Here is a 15,898-nt window from a genome sequence, read left to right as displayed (position 1 = left end):
GATGAACACGCGTTGTGTCTACAACATGCGGTGTTCCGTCGGCATAAGCGACAACATATGTTGTCAATGCGGATACTACGACATCAAAAAGTTTGGCAACAGGAATTTTTGTCGATGAAAACCCTGGCGTGACGCCACGTGCCCGCCGCGGTGGACGCTCGTGCGAAACAAAGGCATAAAAAAAGCGCCGCTGTTGCGGCGCCTCGAGCGAGTCTCTTATGCGAAGGTATCGCGACTGCGGCTACGCCGTCATGACTTCGACGTGAACGCCGCGACCGCTTCCCTGAAACGGCTGCTGCCGTAGACGCTTTCGATCAGATCCTCGTCGTCGAGCCGCTGATCGATCACGATGCGGCGCAAGCTTTCTTTCACCGCGTGCTGCGTGACGGGCGAAAGCGCAATCAAACGTTGCGCGAGCGAGTGCGCCGCTTCCTGCAATGCGTCTCGCCCGCAGATTTCGTGCACGTATCCGCACGCGAGCGCTTCGTCGGCGCTCAGATAGTCGGCGAGCATCAGCATCTTCTTCACGCGCGGTGTGCCGAAGGCTGCCTGAAGCCGCGCGATATTGCGCGACGACAGCGTGTTCGACAACGTCTTCGCAATCGGCGCGCCGAAGCGCGAAGCGTCGGTGCAGACGCGAAAATCGCAGGCCGTCGCGAGCGCGAGACCGCCGCCCACCGCCCAGCCGTCTATCACCGCAATGGTCGGCATGGTAATTCGCTCGATAGTGTCGATCACGCGCTCGACGAACGCTTCGTATGCGAGCCCATCGCGGCCATCGCGGAAGTCCTTGAAATAGCCGATGTCCGTGCCGGAAATGAACGACTTGCCGCCTGCGCCGCGCAGCAGAATGCAGTGCACGTCGTCGTTCGCTTCGCATTGCGCGATGAGCGCAAGCAGCGACTCGTACATGTCGAGCGTCATCGCGTTGTGCCGCTCGGGTCTGTCTATGAGGATTTCCGCCGCGCCCGAAGCGTGAACGGTCAGACGAACCGGTTCGCTCATGACGCGGCTCCGTTGATTTCGGCGAAGATCTCGTCGTTGTGCTCGCCGAGCAGCGGCGGATGGCGGCGCACGGTCGGCGGCGTGCCGAGCAGTTTGACCGGAAAGCCGATGTTCTTGACCTTGCCCTCGTTCGGGTGGTCGATCTCCATGCACATGTTGCGATGCCGCGCGTGCTCGCTGGCAAATGCTTCGGGATACGAAAGAATCGGTCCCGCTGGAATGCCGGCCGCCAGCAGCAGATCGACCCACTCGGCGCTGTCCCGTTTGCCGAACTCCTGTTCCAGCACTTCGATCATCGCCTCGCGATTTTTCAGTCGCAGCGACACGCTCGCGTAATCCGCGTGATTGATCAGATCGCGACGATCCAGCGTTTCGCACAGCCGGGTCCATAGCTTCTGGTTGGTTGCGCCCATCACGAAGTAACCGTCGCGCGCCTTCACGGCCTGGTACGGTGCACTCATCTTGTTGCTCGTGCCGAGCGGTGTCGGCGGGACGCCGGTGCCCCAATAGTCGGACATGTCCCAGATCGAGAAGGCCATGATCGAATCGAACAGCGACGCGTCGATATGCTGGCCTTCACCGCTTCGCTGCGCGCCGATATACGCCGACAGCAGACCGAACACCGCGAACATCGCACAGCCTATATCCGCGACCGGAACGCCGGCTTTCACGGGCTTGCCGCCTTTGTAGCCCGTCACGCTCATCACGCCCGACATGGCCTGCGCCATCAGATCGAAGCCGGGCCGCGACGCCCACGGCCCGCTTTGCCCAAAGCCGGAAATGCTCACATAGACGATCTTTGGATTGATCGCCTTGATGGACTCGTAATCGATCCGCAAACGCTGCACGACGCCGGGCCGATAGTTCTCGACGATGACGTCCGCGGTTTTCGCGAGCTTGTAGAACATCTCGCGCCCTTCGTCGCTTTTCAGATCGAGCGTGACGGAGCGCTTATTGCGGTTGAGGTTGAGAAAACCCATGCTGTCGGGGCCTTTCATCTTGAAGCCCATCGAACTGCGCGTCTGGTCGCCCTCGGGCGGCTCGACCTTGATGACGTCCGCGCCGAGGTCGGCCAGCATCATGCAGGCGAACGGCCCCGCCATGACCTGGCTCACGTCGAGCACGCGTATGCCTTGCAGCGGTAGATGCGTAGATTGCGTCATGTCGGGCTTCCTCCTCGGTCGGTGAGTCATGTTGTGACTCCACTGTCGCCGGGCAGAAGCGTTGCCGCAAGAATCGCTACGTCATGGCTGGTTTCGCGGATCGCGAAACCGTCGCGCGTGTGTGCTCCAGCTAGACCGCTAGACTGCTAGGCACCCGCCAGCAACTCCGCGACGACGTTGCGCAGCGTTTGCTCCTGCGCGTGCCCTTCGACGCAGGACAGCACGTAACTGCGCCGCGACCAGTCTCCGTCGAGTTCGACCGATGCGAGCGATGCCTCGGGATGAAAGCTCTGCAACACATCGGGCGGCATGAAGCCGACGCCTAAGCCGTGGCGCACCATCGCGAGCATGGTGTCGAAGCCGTTGACGGTCAGGTTGTCCGGAAACAGCCGGCCGCGGCTGCGATACGCGCGCTCCACGGCGGACAGCACGGCCGAGCCCTTGCCGAGGCTCACAATGGGAAGATCGAGAACATCGTCGATGCCCACTGGTCCATTGCCGAATTCAAAATGCGCGCGGCTATAAACCAGCACGAGGCGATCTTCTCGATACGCGCATTTGTCCAGATCGAGAAAGCCGCTTTTCTTCTCGTAGATGCCGACATCGATCACTTTGTCGCGCAGCAGTTGCTGCACGATCTTGCTGTTTTCCTCGACGATTTTCAGCGCGATGCGCGGATACTTGCGCTGAATCCCGGCGATTTCACGCGCCAGAAACTGAATGACGACTGCCTTCGGCGCACCGATGATGATGCGCCCTTCGAGCCCATGATTGAGCGCCTGTGCATCGCCTTCCATGCGATCAATCAGGTTGTCGATCTGCCGAACGTACTCGATCAGCTTCGCGCCCGACTCGGTGATTTCCGCGCCGTGCGGCACGCGTTGGAAGAGCTTCGCGCCGAGTTGCTCTTCGAGATCCGACACGCGCCGCGATGCCGCCGCGACTGCCAGGTTCAGCTTGTCCGCGGCGCGCGAGATGCTGCCTTCTTCCGCAATGGCAAGGATCAGCCGGACAGTTGTCGTGTCGAATTTCACTTGGTCTCCAATGGGTATTCAACGATGAATCGGCGCATGCGCCGCCCGCTAGTTTAGTGCGCCGCGAACCGCGGCAATAACGAAAACGCTATCACGGCATGCGGTTTCGACATTGGAGCTCTCGCGCCTGCATCCGTACACTTGTCCTTCAGCACCTGCATACAAGTGCCGCGCTCTGCGGCACGATGCATATCGACAACGACGAATGGCCTTTATCAACGTTCATGGCCATCTGGACGGAGACACGATTTTGGACAAGCCCACTGGTTCGCTCACGGCCGCCGCAGTGCGGCCCGCTCGCCTCAATTTCCGCTGGCATGTGCTTATCTGGCTGCTGATCGGCGGGATTATCAACTACATGGACCGCGCGAGTCTTTCGATTGCGGCGCCGGGCATGATTGCCGAACTCGGACTGACTCGCACGCAAATCGGCCTGCTCGGCAGTGTGTTTGCGTGGACCTATGCGGTCATGCAATTGCCGGCCGGCTGGGTGATCGACCGCTTCGGCGCAAAGCGCGCTTATGCACTCGCGATGATCTGGTGGAGCGTCGCCACATGGCTCACTGGCGTGGTCGGTTCCATTTCGGGGCTACTGGTGATGCGCGCGTTGCTCGCGGTCGGCGAGGCGCCGTGCTGGCCGACATCCGCGAAAATTACCGCTGCATGGTTTCCCGCGAAGGAGCGCGGATTCGCGACGGGCGTGTGGGACTCGTCTTCGAAATGGGGACCGGCCATTGCACCGGCTGTACTCGTCGCGTTGATGGTCGCATTCGGCTGGCGCTCGCTCTTTCATGTGACAGGCGCGGTTGGTGTTGCCTTCGCGTTGCTGTTCCTGATGCTGTATCGCAACCCCGTGGACAGCAAGCGTCTTTCGAAAGATGAACGGGAGTACATCGAGGCGGGCGGCGGCGGGCATGAACGCTCGCTCGCCAATTCGTCGCTACGGTGGCGTTCGCTATTCGCGCGACGCAGCGTGTGGGGCATGATTCTCGGCTACTTCTGCACGATCTGGCTGTGGAATATTTTCCTCGTGTTCTTGCCGCTCTATCTACTCGACCGCTTTCATATTTCGTTCGCACAGCTTGGCGTGTATGCGGGTATTCCGTGGGCAGGCGGCGCGCTGGGCGAGATTGCCATCGGCTATCTGGCGAAGAAGATGGTCGACCGCGAGATCGCTTCGCCGATCGCTGCAAAGCGTCTGTTGATTGCATGCTGCGCGGTGGGCGCCGCTGTATGCGCGATTGCGTTGCCGTTTAGCCATACATTGAACGTGACGCTTGCACTCTTCACCGTCGGACTTGCGTTCATTGCGGCCGTGGTGGGTTCCGCCTGGGCGCTCGCGGCGGACATCGCGCCTTCGTCGATGATCGCCTCCGTCAGCGCGATCCAGAACTTCGGCGGTTATTTCGGCGGTGCGTTTTCGCCGGTCGTCGCGGGATTTATTGTCGACCGCACCGGCTCGTATGCGCTGGCGTTTATTTCAGGCGGCGCGATTGCGGGGTGCGCGGCGCTCTTCTACTGGTTCATGGCTCGCGAACCGATTGTCGATGATGCGGCTGCGTAAGCGGTAGCGCGGCGACAACCACTGGCATGTGGGCAGTTCGCCGTTGCGGTATTGCGGAGTTGTGGTGGCGCTCGATGCGTGTGGGCGCGAGTGGATGGAATCGGGAGAACGCATATCTGCCGATTCCATCCAGACGCGCGAGCGCACAACGCGCTCCGCGTCTACTGCGTGCCCGGCTGCTTTTGCGCGCCGGACGCGGGCGCAACTCGTGCCGACTCCTTGACCAGTTGATCGGTCATCGCGTCCGCGACCGGGTTCGAACTGCGGCGATTGAGTTCGACCGGAGCGGTCGGCGGCGGCGGGGGCAATGACGGATCGAGTTTCGCCGACTCGCGCACGAGCAGTTCCGTCATCAACGCACCAACGTCGCTTGAACCGCGGCGGCGCAGGTCATCATGACCACGCGAATCTTCGGCACCGCGCTGCGCGGTTTTCGATCTGGTGTTGTTTGCGTGTTGCGGTTGTTGCGGCTGTGGTGGTTGCATCTGCTGCTGCGCTTGCACGGGTTGCTGCGCTTGCACCGGTTGCTGCTGTATCGGCTGCGTCGGTTGCTGAACCTGCGGGAGCTGCGCCTGCGTTTGCATGTCCGCCGCGGGCACGTTCGCGACGCTGGTGTTTGGAACGCCCTGCAACGCCGGTGCCGCCGGCAGCGCAGGCTGCGGCGCAACGGTCGGGGTCGGAGCCGGCGACGGCCGCACGTCCATGCGGCTCACCTTCGTGCCGCCAGGCGTGTTGCTGTTAGCCTTCGCCGATGTCTCCGGCGACGCCGGGCGAGCAATGCTGCCCGCAATCACGTGGGTCTCGGCAGGTCGCGAATCGGTAATCTCGGGCGCGGTCAGCGCGGCCTCGGGCGCGGCAGCCGACTTCTTTTCCTCGCGCGGATAGAGCAAATAGGCGCAGATCACCAGGTCAGCCAGCACAAGGCCGATGATCAACGTCTTTCCGGTATTGGTCATATCTAAAACTGAATCTTCATCGAAAGGCACAGGTTCATGATAAACGACGACTCGTTGCCTTACCGCGAACAGCGGTCGCTGCGTTTCAAACACGAGCGGCCAGCCATCGACGCGTCGCGTGGATCGCAGGAAAGAGTTTCCATACAAGTTGGCCGTTTGTCATGCGCCGTGGTTCAACTTTTTGGGCCATCTTTTTCGGACATGTGGCGCGATTCGCAGGGCAAACATTCGGATCGGCCCGCCGCGCCGATAGTCGTTTGCGCAATAGGGCCATGACTGGCCGCCGCGTATTCTCCGGGGCGTTCTCTGTTACGCTCCTGCATTCATGACCGTCACTAACGAGGAGCGTCAAATGAGCAAGGGGTATTGGGTCACCACGTATCGCAAGATCAACGATCCGTCGAAGCTGGCCGCCTACGGTCAGTTGGCCGGGCCGGCAGTAGCGGCTGCGGGCGGCAAGTTCCTCGTGCGCGGCGTCGCGGACGAAGTTCATGAACAGGGCTTGAAGGAGCGGACGGTGGTGATCGAGTTTCCGTCGTATGAAGATGCAGTCGCAGCGTATTCACGCGACGACTACAAGAAAGCGCTCGACGCTTTGGGCGACGCAGTAGAACGCGATCTGCGCATTGTGCGCGGCGCGGAATAAGCACAAGGAATAACGGCAAGCGGGCTCAGCGAAACACGCGCTGACCGCCATGGCCACCAGCATCACCATGACCGCGCCGAAGATTGCAAACCTCGGCGCGGTCCGCAAAAACGTACTACTTCACCGCCCCCAAAGCCAGGCCCTTCACCAGATACCGCTGCAACCACGCAAACACGACCGAAACCGGTAGCGTTGCGCACAGCGTCGCGGCCATCACGAGATGCCACTGGACCACATACTTGCCGGCGACCATGTCGGTGACCTGCACGGTGAGCGTTTTGTTTTCCGGCGAGCGGATTAGCGTATACACAACGGCGAATTCATTCCACGCGTTGATGAACGTGAAGATCGCGGTGACGACAATCGCCGGCACGGCAAGCGGCAGGAACACTTTGAAAACGGCACGCGTTCGTCCACATCCTTCCAGCCACGCCGCTTCCTCGAGATCGCGCGGCACCGTTTGAAAATACGAAGAGAGCATCCATACGGCGAACGCGATATTGAACGCCGCATACGAAACGATCACGCCGATTTTCGAATCGACAAGATTGCCGTCGCCATAAGGGATCATCGCGGCAAGCCGGAACAGCCCGACGACCAGCAGGATAGGCGACAGCATCTGCGTGACGAGCAGGAACTGGCGATACGGTCCGCGTCCACGGAAGGGGAAGCGCGCTAATGCGTAAGCGGCGGGCAAGCTCACCGCGAGTGCGAGCAATGTCGACAGCAAGCTGATAACCGCACTGTTGCGCAGCGCCACGCCGAAATTGGCCGCTTGCCACATATCGGCGAAGTTGCTCCACTGCCAATGCACCGGCAACCAGCGCGCGGGATAAACGAAAATCTCCGATGCCGGTTTGAGTGCGGTGAAAAGCATCACCGCAAACGGGAACAGCACCACGATCACCAGCGGCGACAACGCGAGCCAGCACCACAGCGAGCGTTTCGTTTTCGTGCTGAGCGTCATGACGGTTCTCCTTCTTTCGCCGGCTGCATGCGCAAATACGCCATCGAGAAAACGAACAGCATGACGAGCATGATCAGCGACACGGCCGCGGCCTCGCCGGGTCGTCCGAGCCTGAAGCCGAGTTCGTACAGATACGTGACGAGAATATGCGTGCTGTTATCCGGGCCGCCTTGCGTCATGACCCAGATGATCGGGAACGAGTTGAACACGTAGATCACGTTCAACAGAATGGCCATGTTGATGAACGGCCGCATCAACGGCAGCGTGAGCTTGCGAAACTGCTGCCACGCGCTCGCGCCGTCGATGCGCGCCGCTTCGTAAATGTCGCCGGGCACAGAGGACAATCCGCCAAGCAGAATCGTCACCGTGAATGGGATCGACACGAGAATGCCCACCGCGATTTCCACGGGAAACGCGAGTTCCGGGGTCGCGAGCCAATGAATCGGGCCGCCGATCAAGCCGAGGCGTTGCAGCGTGACGTTGACCATGCCGTAGTCGTCGTTAAACGCCCAGCGCCAGACAACCGCGGTCATGGTGAGGGAAACCGACCACGGCAGCATGACGATGGTTCGCGCGACGCCGCGCCCATAGAAGTCCTGATTCAGCACCAGTGCAACAGGCACCGAAATGGCGACTGTGCCGCCGACCACGAACACGGTCCACACGATCGTACGGCGCGCGGCCGCGAGAAACGTCGGGTCGCTGAAGATCGAATAGAAGTTCTGCAAGCCCGTGAAGTCGCGAATCGCCCCGAAACGCGATACCTCATGCAGCGATTGCCACACGATGTTGAAGATCGGATAGCTGATGATAAAAAGCGCCAGCACCAGGCTCGGTGCAATCAGTAACCACGGCGCTTGCAGACGCGAAGAGGCGGAACGGCTCATACATGCTCGATCGTGAGACGCGCCCGCATGAAGCATGCGGGCGCGTCGGAATGGGCCGGATAGTGACGGCTTACCGCGACGTCAGAGCGTCGCCCCGATCAATGGCCGAGCGACTTGTTGGCTTGCGTAGCCGCCGCGTTCAGCGCATCGGCGGGCTTGGCCTTGCCCAGGTAGATGGACTGCATCGCGTCGGTCACGGCCTTCGCGGTGTCTTCCCAACCGGTCACGGTCGGTGCAAAACGCGCAGTGGGCAGCAAGGCGACAAATGCTTTGGTATCCGGATCATTGAACGCCGGGTCCGACGATTCGGCCTTGGTGGTCGGCAGGAAACCTTCAGTCGTCGTGAACTCGACGCGCGGTTCTTTCGTGAACAGATAGTCGAGGAACTTCCACGCGGACTTCTTCACCTTCGAGTTCTTGAACATCACGATCGAGTCCGTGACTGCGTAAGTGGCGTGCGTGGTGCCCATCGGAATCGGATCGATGCCGTACTTCAGGTTAGGCGCTTCCTTCTTGATCTGCTTCGCGAGGAACGGCGCCGAAATCATCATCGCCACGCGGCCTTGCTTGAAAAGGTTCTGTACGTCTTCGCGGCTGTAGCCGGTGACGCCCGGTTGCGTCAGACCCTGATCGATCAGCGATTTATACAGCGTGGCCGCCTTGACGCCCGCCGCCGAGTTGAACGCCGCCTTGTTGTCCTTGCCGACTACTTCGCCGCCGTTCGTCCACAGCGCATAGTAAAAATAGACGTCCGTTTCGATTTCCTTGCCTTGCAGACCGAAGCCGGCAATGCCTTGCGCCTTCAGTTTCTTCGACGCTTCAATCACGTCGTTCCATGTTTTCGGGCCGTCAGGATAGCCGGCTTTCGCGAGCAGATCCTTGTTGTAGTACAGCGCGCGTGCGGACGCGGCGATCGGCAAACCGTACACCTTGCCGTTGATTTCGCCAGGTGCCAGGAACGGACCGATAAAACGTCCCTTGAAGTTGGCGTCCATATAGCCGTCGAGCGGTTCGGCCACGTCGTCCTTCACGAAGTCGAGCAGCCAGCGCGTGCCGACAATCGCGAGGTCGGCGTTCGCGTTGCCGGAGATGTCCGTTTGCAGTTTCTGTTGCAACGTATCCCAGTTCACGTCTTCGATCTTGATGGTGGTGCCGGGATTGGCCTTTTCGAAATTGCGAGCCATCTTTTCGAAGTACGGCGCGGTTGCGTCGCTGTAATGCGCGACGGTCACGCGAACCGTGTCGGCCTGAGCCGATACGGCGATACCTGCAAACGCGAGCGCCACGGCGACTTTGCCAAGCGCGAGGGAAGCACGGGCATGCAACGACATCTCTCTCTCCTCATAGGTCCGCTGCCGTCGCCGGCTGCTGTGGGTTGAATTGTTTGAAAAAATCCTACACGGCTAAAAATGCGTTGTCACGTAGGGTCTGCGATATTTTTTCTCGCCGGCGTTTGTGCATAAGATGCCTGTAAAACAGGGATATTCTGGATGCGGGCTGCGCGCCATTACCCAATATCCGGGACGAAGCGGCTTGTGCGGTGCGTCGCGCTGTAAGAAATTTACACGGCCTGCGAAGTGCCGGGCGTGTGGAAAAGCGAGGGCAAAATGAATCGAGTCGTATTAGTGACGGGCGCTTGCGGCGGCATCGGCAGCGTGTTGTGCAAGCGTTTCGTCGAAGAAGGCGATACGGTGCTGGCGCTCGACATCGACGGGGCCGCGCTCGATCGCCTGGCGAAGCAACTCGGTGAAACGCAGGTCACGCCGCTTGCCGTCGATCTCGGCGACGCCGCCGCGGTGCAACAAGCCGTCGCCGCGGCGGTGGCGAAGCGCGGACCCGTTGACGTGCTGGTCGCCAACGCGGGCGCAGCCGAGGGCCTCACGCTCGCCACCACCGACGCCGCAAGCTGGCAGCGCGACATTCATCTGAACCTGAACGGCACATACAACACGGTGGAAGCCGTGCGCGCGTCGATGATCGAGCGCGAGCAGGGCGCGTTGGTGTTGATCGGCTCGGTGAACGGCATGGCGGCGCTCGGACATCCCGCGTATAGCGCGGCCAAGGCGGGCTTGATCAGTTACACGAAGGCGCTCGCGCTCGAATTGGGCCGCTATGGCATTCGCGCGAACATCGTGTGTCCGGGCACGGTGAAGACGCAGGCATGGCAGGCGCGCGTCGACAAGAACCCGCAGGTCTTCGAAGATTTGAAAAAGTGGTATCCGTTGCGCGATTTCGCGACGCCTGACGACATCGCCGATGCCGTGCTGTTTCTCGCGTCGCCTATGGCGCGCGTGATTACCGGCGTCGCGCTGCCCGTCGACGGTGGCTTGATGGCAGGCAACCGGCTGATGGCGCAAGAACTGACGCTCGAATCGCTTTGAGCGAAACCTGCAGACGACGAGGAAAGCATGGCAGCAGTGCAACTGAGCGGCATCTTCAAACGCTACGGCGACACGCAGGTGGTGCACGGCATCGACCTTCATATCGACGACGGCGAGTTTGTCGTGCTCGTCGGCCCGTCGGGCTGCGGCAAGAGCACGCTGATGCGGATGGTGGCCGGGCTCGAGGAAATCAGCGGCGGCGATCTGATGATCGGCGGAACGCGTGCGAACCATCTCGCGCCGCAGCAGCGCAATATCTCGATGGTGTTTCAAAGCTACGCGCTGTATCCGCATCTTTCGGTCTACGAGAACATCGCGTTCGGGCCGCGCATTCGTAAAGAGTCGCCGGCGAATTTCAAGCCGCGCATCGAGGCTGCGGCGAAGATGCTCAATCTCGGCGGTTACCTCGACCGCTTGCCGCGCGCGTTATCGGGCGGTCAACGTCAGCGTGTCGCGATGGGCCGCGCGGTGGTGCGCGAGCCGTCGCTGTTTTTGTTCGACGAGCCGCTGTCCAATCTCGACGCGAAGCTGCGCGTCCAAATGCGCACGGAGATCAAGGCACTGCATCAGCGCCTGAAAAACACGGTGATTTACGTCACGCACGATCAGATCGAAGCCATGACGATGGCCGACCGCATCGTCGTGATGAACGCGGGGCGGATCGAACAGATCGGGCGTCCGCTCGAACTCTATGACCGTCCGTCGAATCTTTTCGTCGCGAGCTTTCTTGGCTCGCCGTCGATGAATTTCGCCGAAGGCATCGTAGTGGATCACTCGCAGGGACTTGCGCTGAAACTCGCGGACGGTGGCGAGATCGTGCTCGAAGGCGCGCCGCTGTCGGCGAACGTGGGCGCGAGAGTCACGTTGGGCGTGCGGCCCGAACACATCGAGACGGTCACGCAGACGCCCGACGCAATCATGGAAGTCGAGGTGGTCGAACCGACTGGCGCCGAGACGCATTTGTACGGGAAAATAGGCGGCAACACGTGGTGCGTGACGACGCGTCAACGCTCGAAGGTTGAGCCCGGCGAGCGCGTCGCGTTGCGCTTGCCGGCTGCTCATATTCATCTGTTCGATACGGAGAGTGGACGCAGACTGGTCTGAACCGCGTGTTGCCGATTGAAGCTGCGAGCGACGCGGATTCATTTAACCCTTAAGGAACACCGGGTGTCCGCACCGAACTTGATTCCCCATATCCGCAGCGCACTCGCCAGTTTGCGGCCCGCAGAACGCAAGGTCGCGGACATGGTGCTGAACGACGTGGACTTCGCGATGCGCGCGAGCATCACCGAACTCGCGCAGCGCGCCGATGTCTCCGAGCCTTCGGTCACGCGTTTTTGCCGCGCGATCGGCGCGCATGGTCTGCGCGACTTCAAGATGCAACTCGCGCAGAGCGTGGCGGGCGGAATGCCGTATTCGTCGGCGGCCATTGCGCGCAGCGACGACGTGCAGACGCTGATGGACAAGGTAGGCGAAGCCGCCGTCGACGGCATCACGCACGCGCGCGGCGCGCTCGATCCGGCGGTGGTCGAAAGCGCGATTGCAGCGCTGTCCAGCGCGCGGCGCGTGTTCTTCTTCGGCGTCGGCTCAGGGTCCGGTCTCGTCGCGCAAGATGCGGCGTTGCGGTTTCTGCGGCTCGACATCGCGTCCACTGCGTTTACCGACGCGCACTTGCAGCGCCTCTACGCCGGGATGATGGAGCCAGGCGACGTCGCCTTTGCCATCTCGCATTCGGGCCGCAGCGTCGAGGTGAACGAGAGCATTCAGATTGCCAAGGAACGCGGCGCGACGACGATCGCGCTGACCAATGTCGGCTCGCGGCTTGCATGGCTCGTGGATATTGCGCTGCTGCTGCGCGTGCCGAGTCCCATCGATCCGAATACGCCTGGCGTATCGCGCCTCGTGCATCTTTGCATCATGGACGCGCTCGCGATCGGCGTCGCACTCAAAGCGGGTCCGAAGACGCTGGAGAAGATGCGGCATGCGAAGGCGAGGTTGTCGTCGCATGAACCGCAAACGGGCGATTAGGGAATGTTCTATTCGGAGAAAGCTTCGGTGATCGCATTGACGATTTGCGCGGCCAGATTCGGCCGCTCATCGAGAAGCGGATAGCGTTCGCGCAAGCTGTTGGAAATGCTGTTGCCGTTTTGCCGGACGCTGTGAATGATGCTGTCGAGGTCATTGTCCGGCGCTTCCAGGAAGTTCTTGATTGCGCGCCGCGCCGTGTCGTTGGCATGCAGAAAGCGCGCTTCGTTGCGCATCTCGTGGTGGAGCGTCGCGTCGATGACATTCGCGAGATAGCTGACGTGCGCGGTGAGATCGGGGTAGCGCCACGCGGGCAACGCGTCGTCGTAGGCGCGAAAGTGCAGGTTGAACTCGACTCCGTCGTCGGCCGTTTCCGTTTTCCCGAACGTGTACTGATCCGCGTAGTGCTTCATCAGCGGGCGCGAAAACCGTTCGAGCACCTTGTCGTAAGCGGCGCGATCGCGCGTGCTTTGTGTGATCGTCGCGGACACAGGCAGGATGATCGGCGCGGGCACGGCTCCATCGCGGCGCAATACGTCGTTGATCAGAAAGCGCGAGATGCGGCCGTTGCCGTCGGCCATCGGATGCACATAGACAAAGCCGAACGATGCCGCCGCCGCGCGAACAATCGGCGCACCGCCTTGCGTGCGTTGAAGGAACTGGCTCAAGCCCGCGAGCATTGCTTCGACCTGCTGCCAATGCGGAGCAATGTAATCGACCACCGGCTCATAGCGCGCGACGTGTCCCACATAGACCGGCGAGCGGCGAATGCCATAGCGCAACGCCGACTCCCCGAGGATGCCGCGTTGCAGGGCAACGAGCGTTTCGGCATCGAACGGATTGGCATGCCGGCCGCACTCGCTTTCCATGACCGCGGCAAAGCGGCGGATGCGATCCTCCTTGTCCTGTTCGTGCTCGATGAGAAAACTCGCGCGGCTCTCCTTCACCGTCAGCCAGACGGCACTGCGCATGATGAGGTCCACGCCGTAATCGGCTTCGAGTTCGGCCAGTGGCGACGCAAGGTCGTACGTTTCTGCGCGCCGCACCGACTCCGCGCGCCGGATCACCGGGCAGAAGTCGCGATTGCCCGGCAGATTGTCCCGCACGCGCCAGCGCGAGCATCAGTTTCGATTATTCCACGTGCAAAACGATTACAAACAGGGCTTTTTCCAAAAAAACGCTTATTCGGACCCCGGCCGCTCGCATCGTTTCGATTATTTCTCCGCCGAAACGATTACAAACCGCCGTTTTTCAAAAAAAACGATTACCGGACCGAGGCCGCCGACGACGCGGCCGACGCCGCGCAGGAACCCTTGATTCAGCCCATCCAGCCAAACCGCCGCGACAACCGCAGCGTCGCCGCCCGCAGCGTCTGCGCCGGGCCGGCCGCCGCGGCGCTGTCGAAGCTGCCGCTCGGTCCCATCAGCGCGAGCACGAGGCAAATGCTGCCCGTGTGGTCGAACACGGGCGCCGCGAGCGTGTCGATGCCCGGCACGGGCCGGCTCAGCGCGGTATCGATTCCGTCGGCGCGAATCTGCGCGAGACGCTGCGCATAGCTTGCGTTCAGCGTGGGCGGCGCGCTTTTGCCGGCGAAAGCATCGGCCTCGTTCGCTCCTGCGAGCCGCAAGTGATCCTGCGCGAGCAGCCCGGCACGCACGTCGTCGGCGACATGGGCGGCGAAAACGCGCCCGATCGCCGTATTCACCAGCGACATCACCGTGCCCACCCGCAAGCTCACATGCAAGGGCCGCGGCGATTCCTCCAGCCGCACGACCGTCGGTCCGAGCGGACCGAGCACCGCCATGGCGACGCTCATTCCCGTCGATGCCGCCAGTTCGACCACTTCGGGCTCGGCCTCGCGCGTCGGCGAAAGACGCTGCAGGCCGATCAAGCCAAGCTCCAGCGCAAGCGGCCCGGCTTCGAAACAGCCGGACGCGCCGCGGCTCAGCAAGCCGGTCTTGAGCAGACTCACCAGATGCGGAAACGCTTTCGCCGGCGGCATGCCGGCTGCGGCGGCGAGGTCGCGCAGGGTCAGCGGCCGCGCCGCCGCGACGAGCGCGGCCAGCAGTTCGCCGGTGCTGTCGAGCGACTGGATGCCGCGCTGCGGCTTTGTATCCGTGGAAACAGCCATGGAAGCAGGCGCGGAAAGCGGCGTGGAAGAAGCGTTGTCGGTACGAGCGGTCACGATGCGGACGATGCAAGCAGTGAGGGTTGGGCGGCAAGCTCGGCGCCGATCTCGCGAGCCGCGCCGAGCAACGCGCGGGCGATGCGGCCATCGGCGGCCACGTCGATCGAGCCGGTCGAGCCGATCACCGTCAATGCCAGCGCCAGGCGCCCGTCCGGATCGAACACGGGCGCGCTCAGGCTGCTGATGCCAGGACTCGGCGCATCGACACTGCTTTCGAGGCCGCGCGCGCGAATCTTCTCGAGCGACGTCTGGAACGCGGCGTCGCGCGGCGCGGCCGTCGCGCTTTGGTCGGCGCCCGACTGATTCGCCCACATCGCGTCAAGCGTTTCGCTCGGCAGGTATGCGCAGAACACGCGTCCCGTCGACGTCGCCGGCAGCGACATGACCGTGCCCACATGCAGATTCACGTGCAGCGGAAAACCCCCATGTTCATAGCGAACGATGGTCGGCCCCTGCGGCCCGGCGATACAGATCGCGACGCTAAAGCCGATTGCTTCGGCGAGCGCCGCCACGCGCGGCACGGCGGCGCGAAACGCCGGCTGATTTTCCAGATGCAACAGACCGAGCCGCAGCGACAGCGGGCCGGGCTCATAACGGCCCGACAACTCGTCGCGCTTGACGAGACCAAGCCGGCTTAGGCTCACGAGATAAGCATGGGCCTGTCCGGGCGCCAGATCGGCGGCGATGGCGAGGTCCGACAGCGCGAGCGGCATGCGCGCCTGCGCGAGCGCGAGCAGCAGCCGGCCGCCGACTTCCACGCTCTGAATGCCGCGCTGCGTCTTGCCGCCTTCCGCTATTTCAGTACCGCTCGCGCCTTTGCCGGGGGCCGCTTTCGCTGCTTTGCTCACGCCTGCGCTCGTCCGTAAAAAGGGTCCATGTTAACCGAACCGTGACTGCGAACTGTCACCGTCCACGCTTCAATGTTAGGCGTTTGGTGATTTGCGTATAGCGATACATTTCGCTATTGACAAATAAACAGGCGCGGCCATAAGATGCAATCACCCCGACACACCGGCGCAGTCACAGAGTCAAAAACCGGGCGAGACAACCTTCAATACCGCCAGCCCGCGCCGCAGCGCGCA

General features: G+C 61.9%; 15 protein-coding genes. 5 read left to right on the top strand and 10 right to left on the bottom strand.

From position 1 onward, the window contains the following. Positions 1–249 precede the first annotated feature (249 nt). The 3 genes from BGRAMDRAFT_RS03465 to BGRAMDRAFT_RS03455 form a co-directional block, all read right to left on the bottom strand. A complete protein-coding gene (locus tag BGRAMDRAFT_RS03465; RefSeq protein WP_006047273.1) occupies positions 250–1,005 on the bottom strand; it encodes an enoyl-CoA hydratase in 756 nt (251 codons plus the stop codon). After that, complete coding sequence (locus tag BGRAMDRAFT_RS03460; protein ID WP_006047272.1) at positions 1,002–2,168, bottom strand: CaiB/BaiF CoA transferase family protein; 1,167 nt, start codon at positions 2,166–2,168, stop codon at positions 1,002–1,004. The genes BGRAMDRAFT_RS03465 and BGRAMDRAFT_RS03460 overlap by 4 nt, the downstream gene beginning before the upstream one ends. A gap of 146 nt (positions 2,169–2,314) precedes the next feature. Then, positions 2,315–3,202 carry a LysR family transcriptional regulator gene (locus tag BGRAMDRAFT_RS03455; RefSeq protein WP_006047271.1) on the bottom strand — a complete coding sequence of 296 codons (888 nt, stop codon included), beginning with the start codon at positions 3,200–3,202 and terminating at the stop codon, positions 2,315–2,317. Positions 3,203–3,452: 250 nt separating this feature from the next. On the opposite strand from BGRAMDRAFT_RS03455, the gene BGRAMDRAFT_RS03450 reads away from it, so the two are divergent. Continuing rightward, complete coding sequence (locus tag BGRAMDRAFT_RS03450) at positions 3,453–4,766, top strand: MFS transporter (RefSeq protein ID WP_029967070.1); 1,314 nt, start codon at positions 3,453–3,455, stop codon at positions 4,764–4,766. A gap of 161 nt (positions 4,767–4,927) precedes the next feature. Here the strand turns inward: BGRAMDRAFT_RS03450 and BGRAMDRAFT_RS03445 are convergent, their stop codons facing one another. Next, positions 4,928–5,722, bottom strand: coding sequence for a hypothetical protein (locus BGRAMDRAFT_RS03445; protein ID WP_006047269.1), 795 nt, complete (start codon positions 5,720–5,722; stop codon positions 4,928–4,930). Between the two features lie 352 nt (positions 5,723–6,074). Here BGRAMDRAFT_RS03445 and BGRAMDRAFT_RS03440 point away from each other — a divergent pair, with 352 nt between their 5' ends. After that, positions 6,075–6,368 carry a DUF1330 domain-containing protein gene (locus BGRAMDRAFT_RS03440; RefSeq protein WP_006047268.1) on the top strand — a complete coding sequence of 98 codons (294 nt, stop codon included), beginning with the start codon at positions 6,075–6,077 and terminating at the stop codon, positions 6,366–6,368. A gap of 115 nt (positions 6,369–6,483) precedes the next feature. Here BGRAMDRAFT_RS03440 and BGRAMDRAFT_RS03435 read toward each other — a convergent pair whose 3' ends face one another. The 3 genes from BGRAMDRAFT_RS03435 to BGRAMDRAFT_RS03425 all read right to left on the bottom strand — a co-directional run bounded on the left by BGRAMDRAFT_RS03435 (position 6,484) and on the right by BGRAMDRAFT_RS03425 (position 9,553). Continuing rightward, positions 6,484–7,335 carry a carbohydrate ABC transporter permease gene (locus BGRAMDRAFT_RS03435; protein WP_006047266.1) on the bottom strand — a complete coding sequence of 284 codons (852 nt, stop codon included), beginning with the start codon at positions 7,333–7,335 and terminating at the stop codon, positions 6,484–6,486. Next, entirely contained in the window at positions 7,332–8,222 is an 891-nt protein-coding gene (locus tag BGRAMDRAFT_RS03430) for a carbohydrate ABC transporter permease (protein ID WP_006047265.1), read from the bottom strand. The genes BGRAMDRAFT_RS03435 and BGRAMDRAFT_RS03430 overlap by 4 nt, the downstream gene beginning before the upstream one ends. A 98-nt stretch (positions 8,223–8,320) precedes the next feature. Further along, entirely contained in the window at positions 8,321–9,553 is a 1,233-nt protein-coding gene (locus tag BGRAMDRAFT_RS03425) for an ABC transporter substrate-binding protein (RefSeq protein WP_006047264.1), read from the bottom strand. 276 nt (positions 9,554–9,829) lie between these two features. Here BGRAMDRAFT_RS03425 and BGRAMDRAFT_RS03420 point away from each other — a divergent pair, with 276 nt between their 5' ends. From BGRAMDRAFT_RS03420 to BGRAMDRAFT_RS03410, 3 genes are all read left to right on the top strand, one after another. Continuing rightward, on the top strand, positions 9,830–10,603 hold the full coding sequence (locus tag BGRAMDRAFT_RS03420) for an SDR family oxidoreductase (RefSeq protein WP_006047263.1): 774 nt from the start codon (positions 9,830–9,832) through the stop codon (positions 10,601–10,603). 27 nt (positions 10,604–10,630) lie between these two features. Further along, positions 10,631–11,707, top strand: a complete 1,077-nt coding sequence (locus BGRAMDRAFT_RS03415) for an ABC transporter ATP-binding protein (protein WP_006047262.1) — start codon at positions 10,631–10,633, stop codon at positions 11,705–11,707. A 63-nt stretch (positions 11,708–11,770) separates the two neighbouring features. Continuing rightward, positions 11,771–12,631: a MurR/RpiR family transcriptional regulator gene (locus BGRAMDRAFT_RS03410; RefSeq protein ID WP_006047261.1), complete on the top strand. Its 861-nt coding sequence runs from the start codon at positions 11,771–11,773 to the stop codon at positions 12,629–12,631. Positions 12,632–12,639: 8 nt separating this feature from the next. Here BGRAMDRAFT_RS03410 and BGRAMDRAFT_RS03405 read toward each other — a convergent pair whose 3' ends face one another. The 3 genes from BGRAMDRAFT_RS03405 to BGRAMDRAFT_RS03395 all read right to left on the bottom strand — a co-directional run bounded on the left by BGRAMDRAFT_RS03405 (position 12,640) and on the right by BGRAMDRAFT_RS03395 (position 15,664). Then, positions 12,640–13,734: a Fic family protein gene (locus BGRAMDRAFT_RS03405; RefSeq protein ID WP_006047260.1), complete on the bottom strand. Its 1,095-nt coding sequence runs from the start codon at positions 13,732–13,734 to the stop codon at positions 12,640–12,642. 212 nt (positions 13,735–13,946) lie between these two features. Further along, entirely contained in the window at positions 13,947–14,759 is an 813-nt protein-coding gene (locus BGRAMDRAFT_RS03400; RefSeq protein WP_006047259.1) for an IclR family transcriptional regulator, read from the bottom strand. 50 nt (positions 14,760–14,809) lie between these two features. Next, on the bottom strand, positions 14,810–15,664 hold the full coding sequence (locus tag BGRAMDRAFT_RS03395; protein WP_006047258.1) for an IclR family transcriptional regulator: 855 nt from the start codon (positions 15,662–15,664) through the stop codon (positions 14,810–14,812). Positions 15,665–15,898: the final 234 nt, after the last annotated feature.

This window comes from Paraburkholderia graminis C4D1M (genome assembly GCF_000172415.1).
GTDB classification, from domain to species: Bacteria; Pseudomonadota; Gammaproteobacteria; order Burkholderiales; family Burkholderiaceae; genus Paraburkholderia; species Paraburkholderia graminis.
Note: the sequence above shows the minus strand (reverse complement) of the source record. Positions and strands in the feature narration are given on the sequence as shown.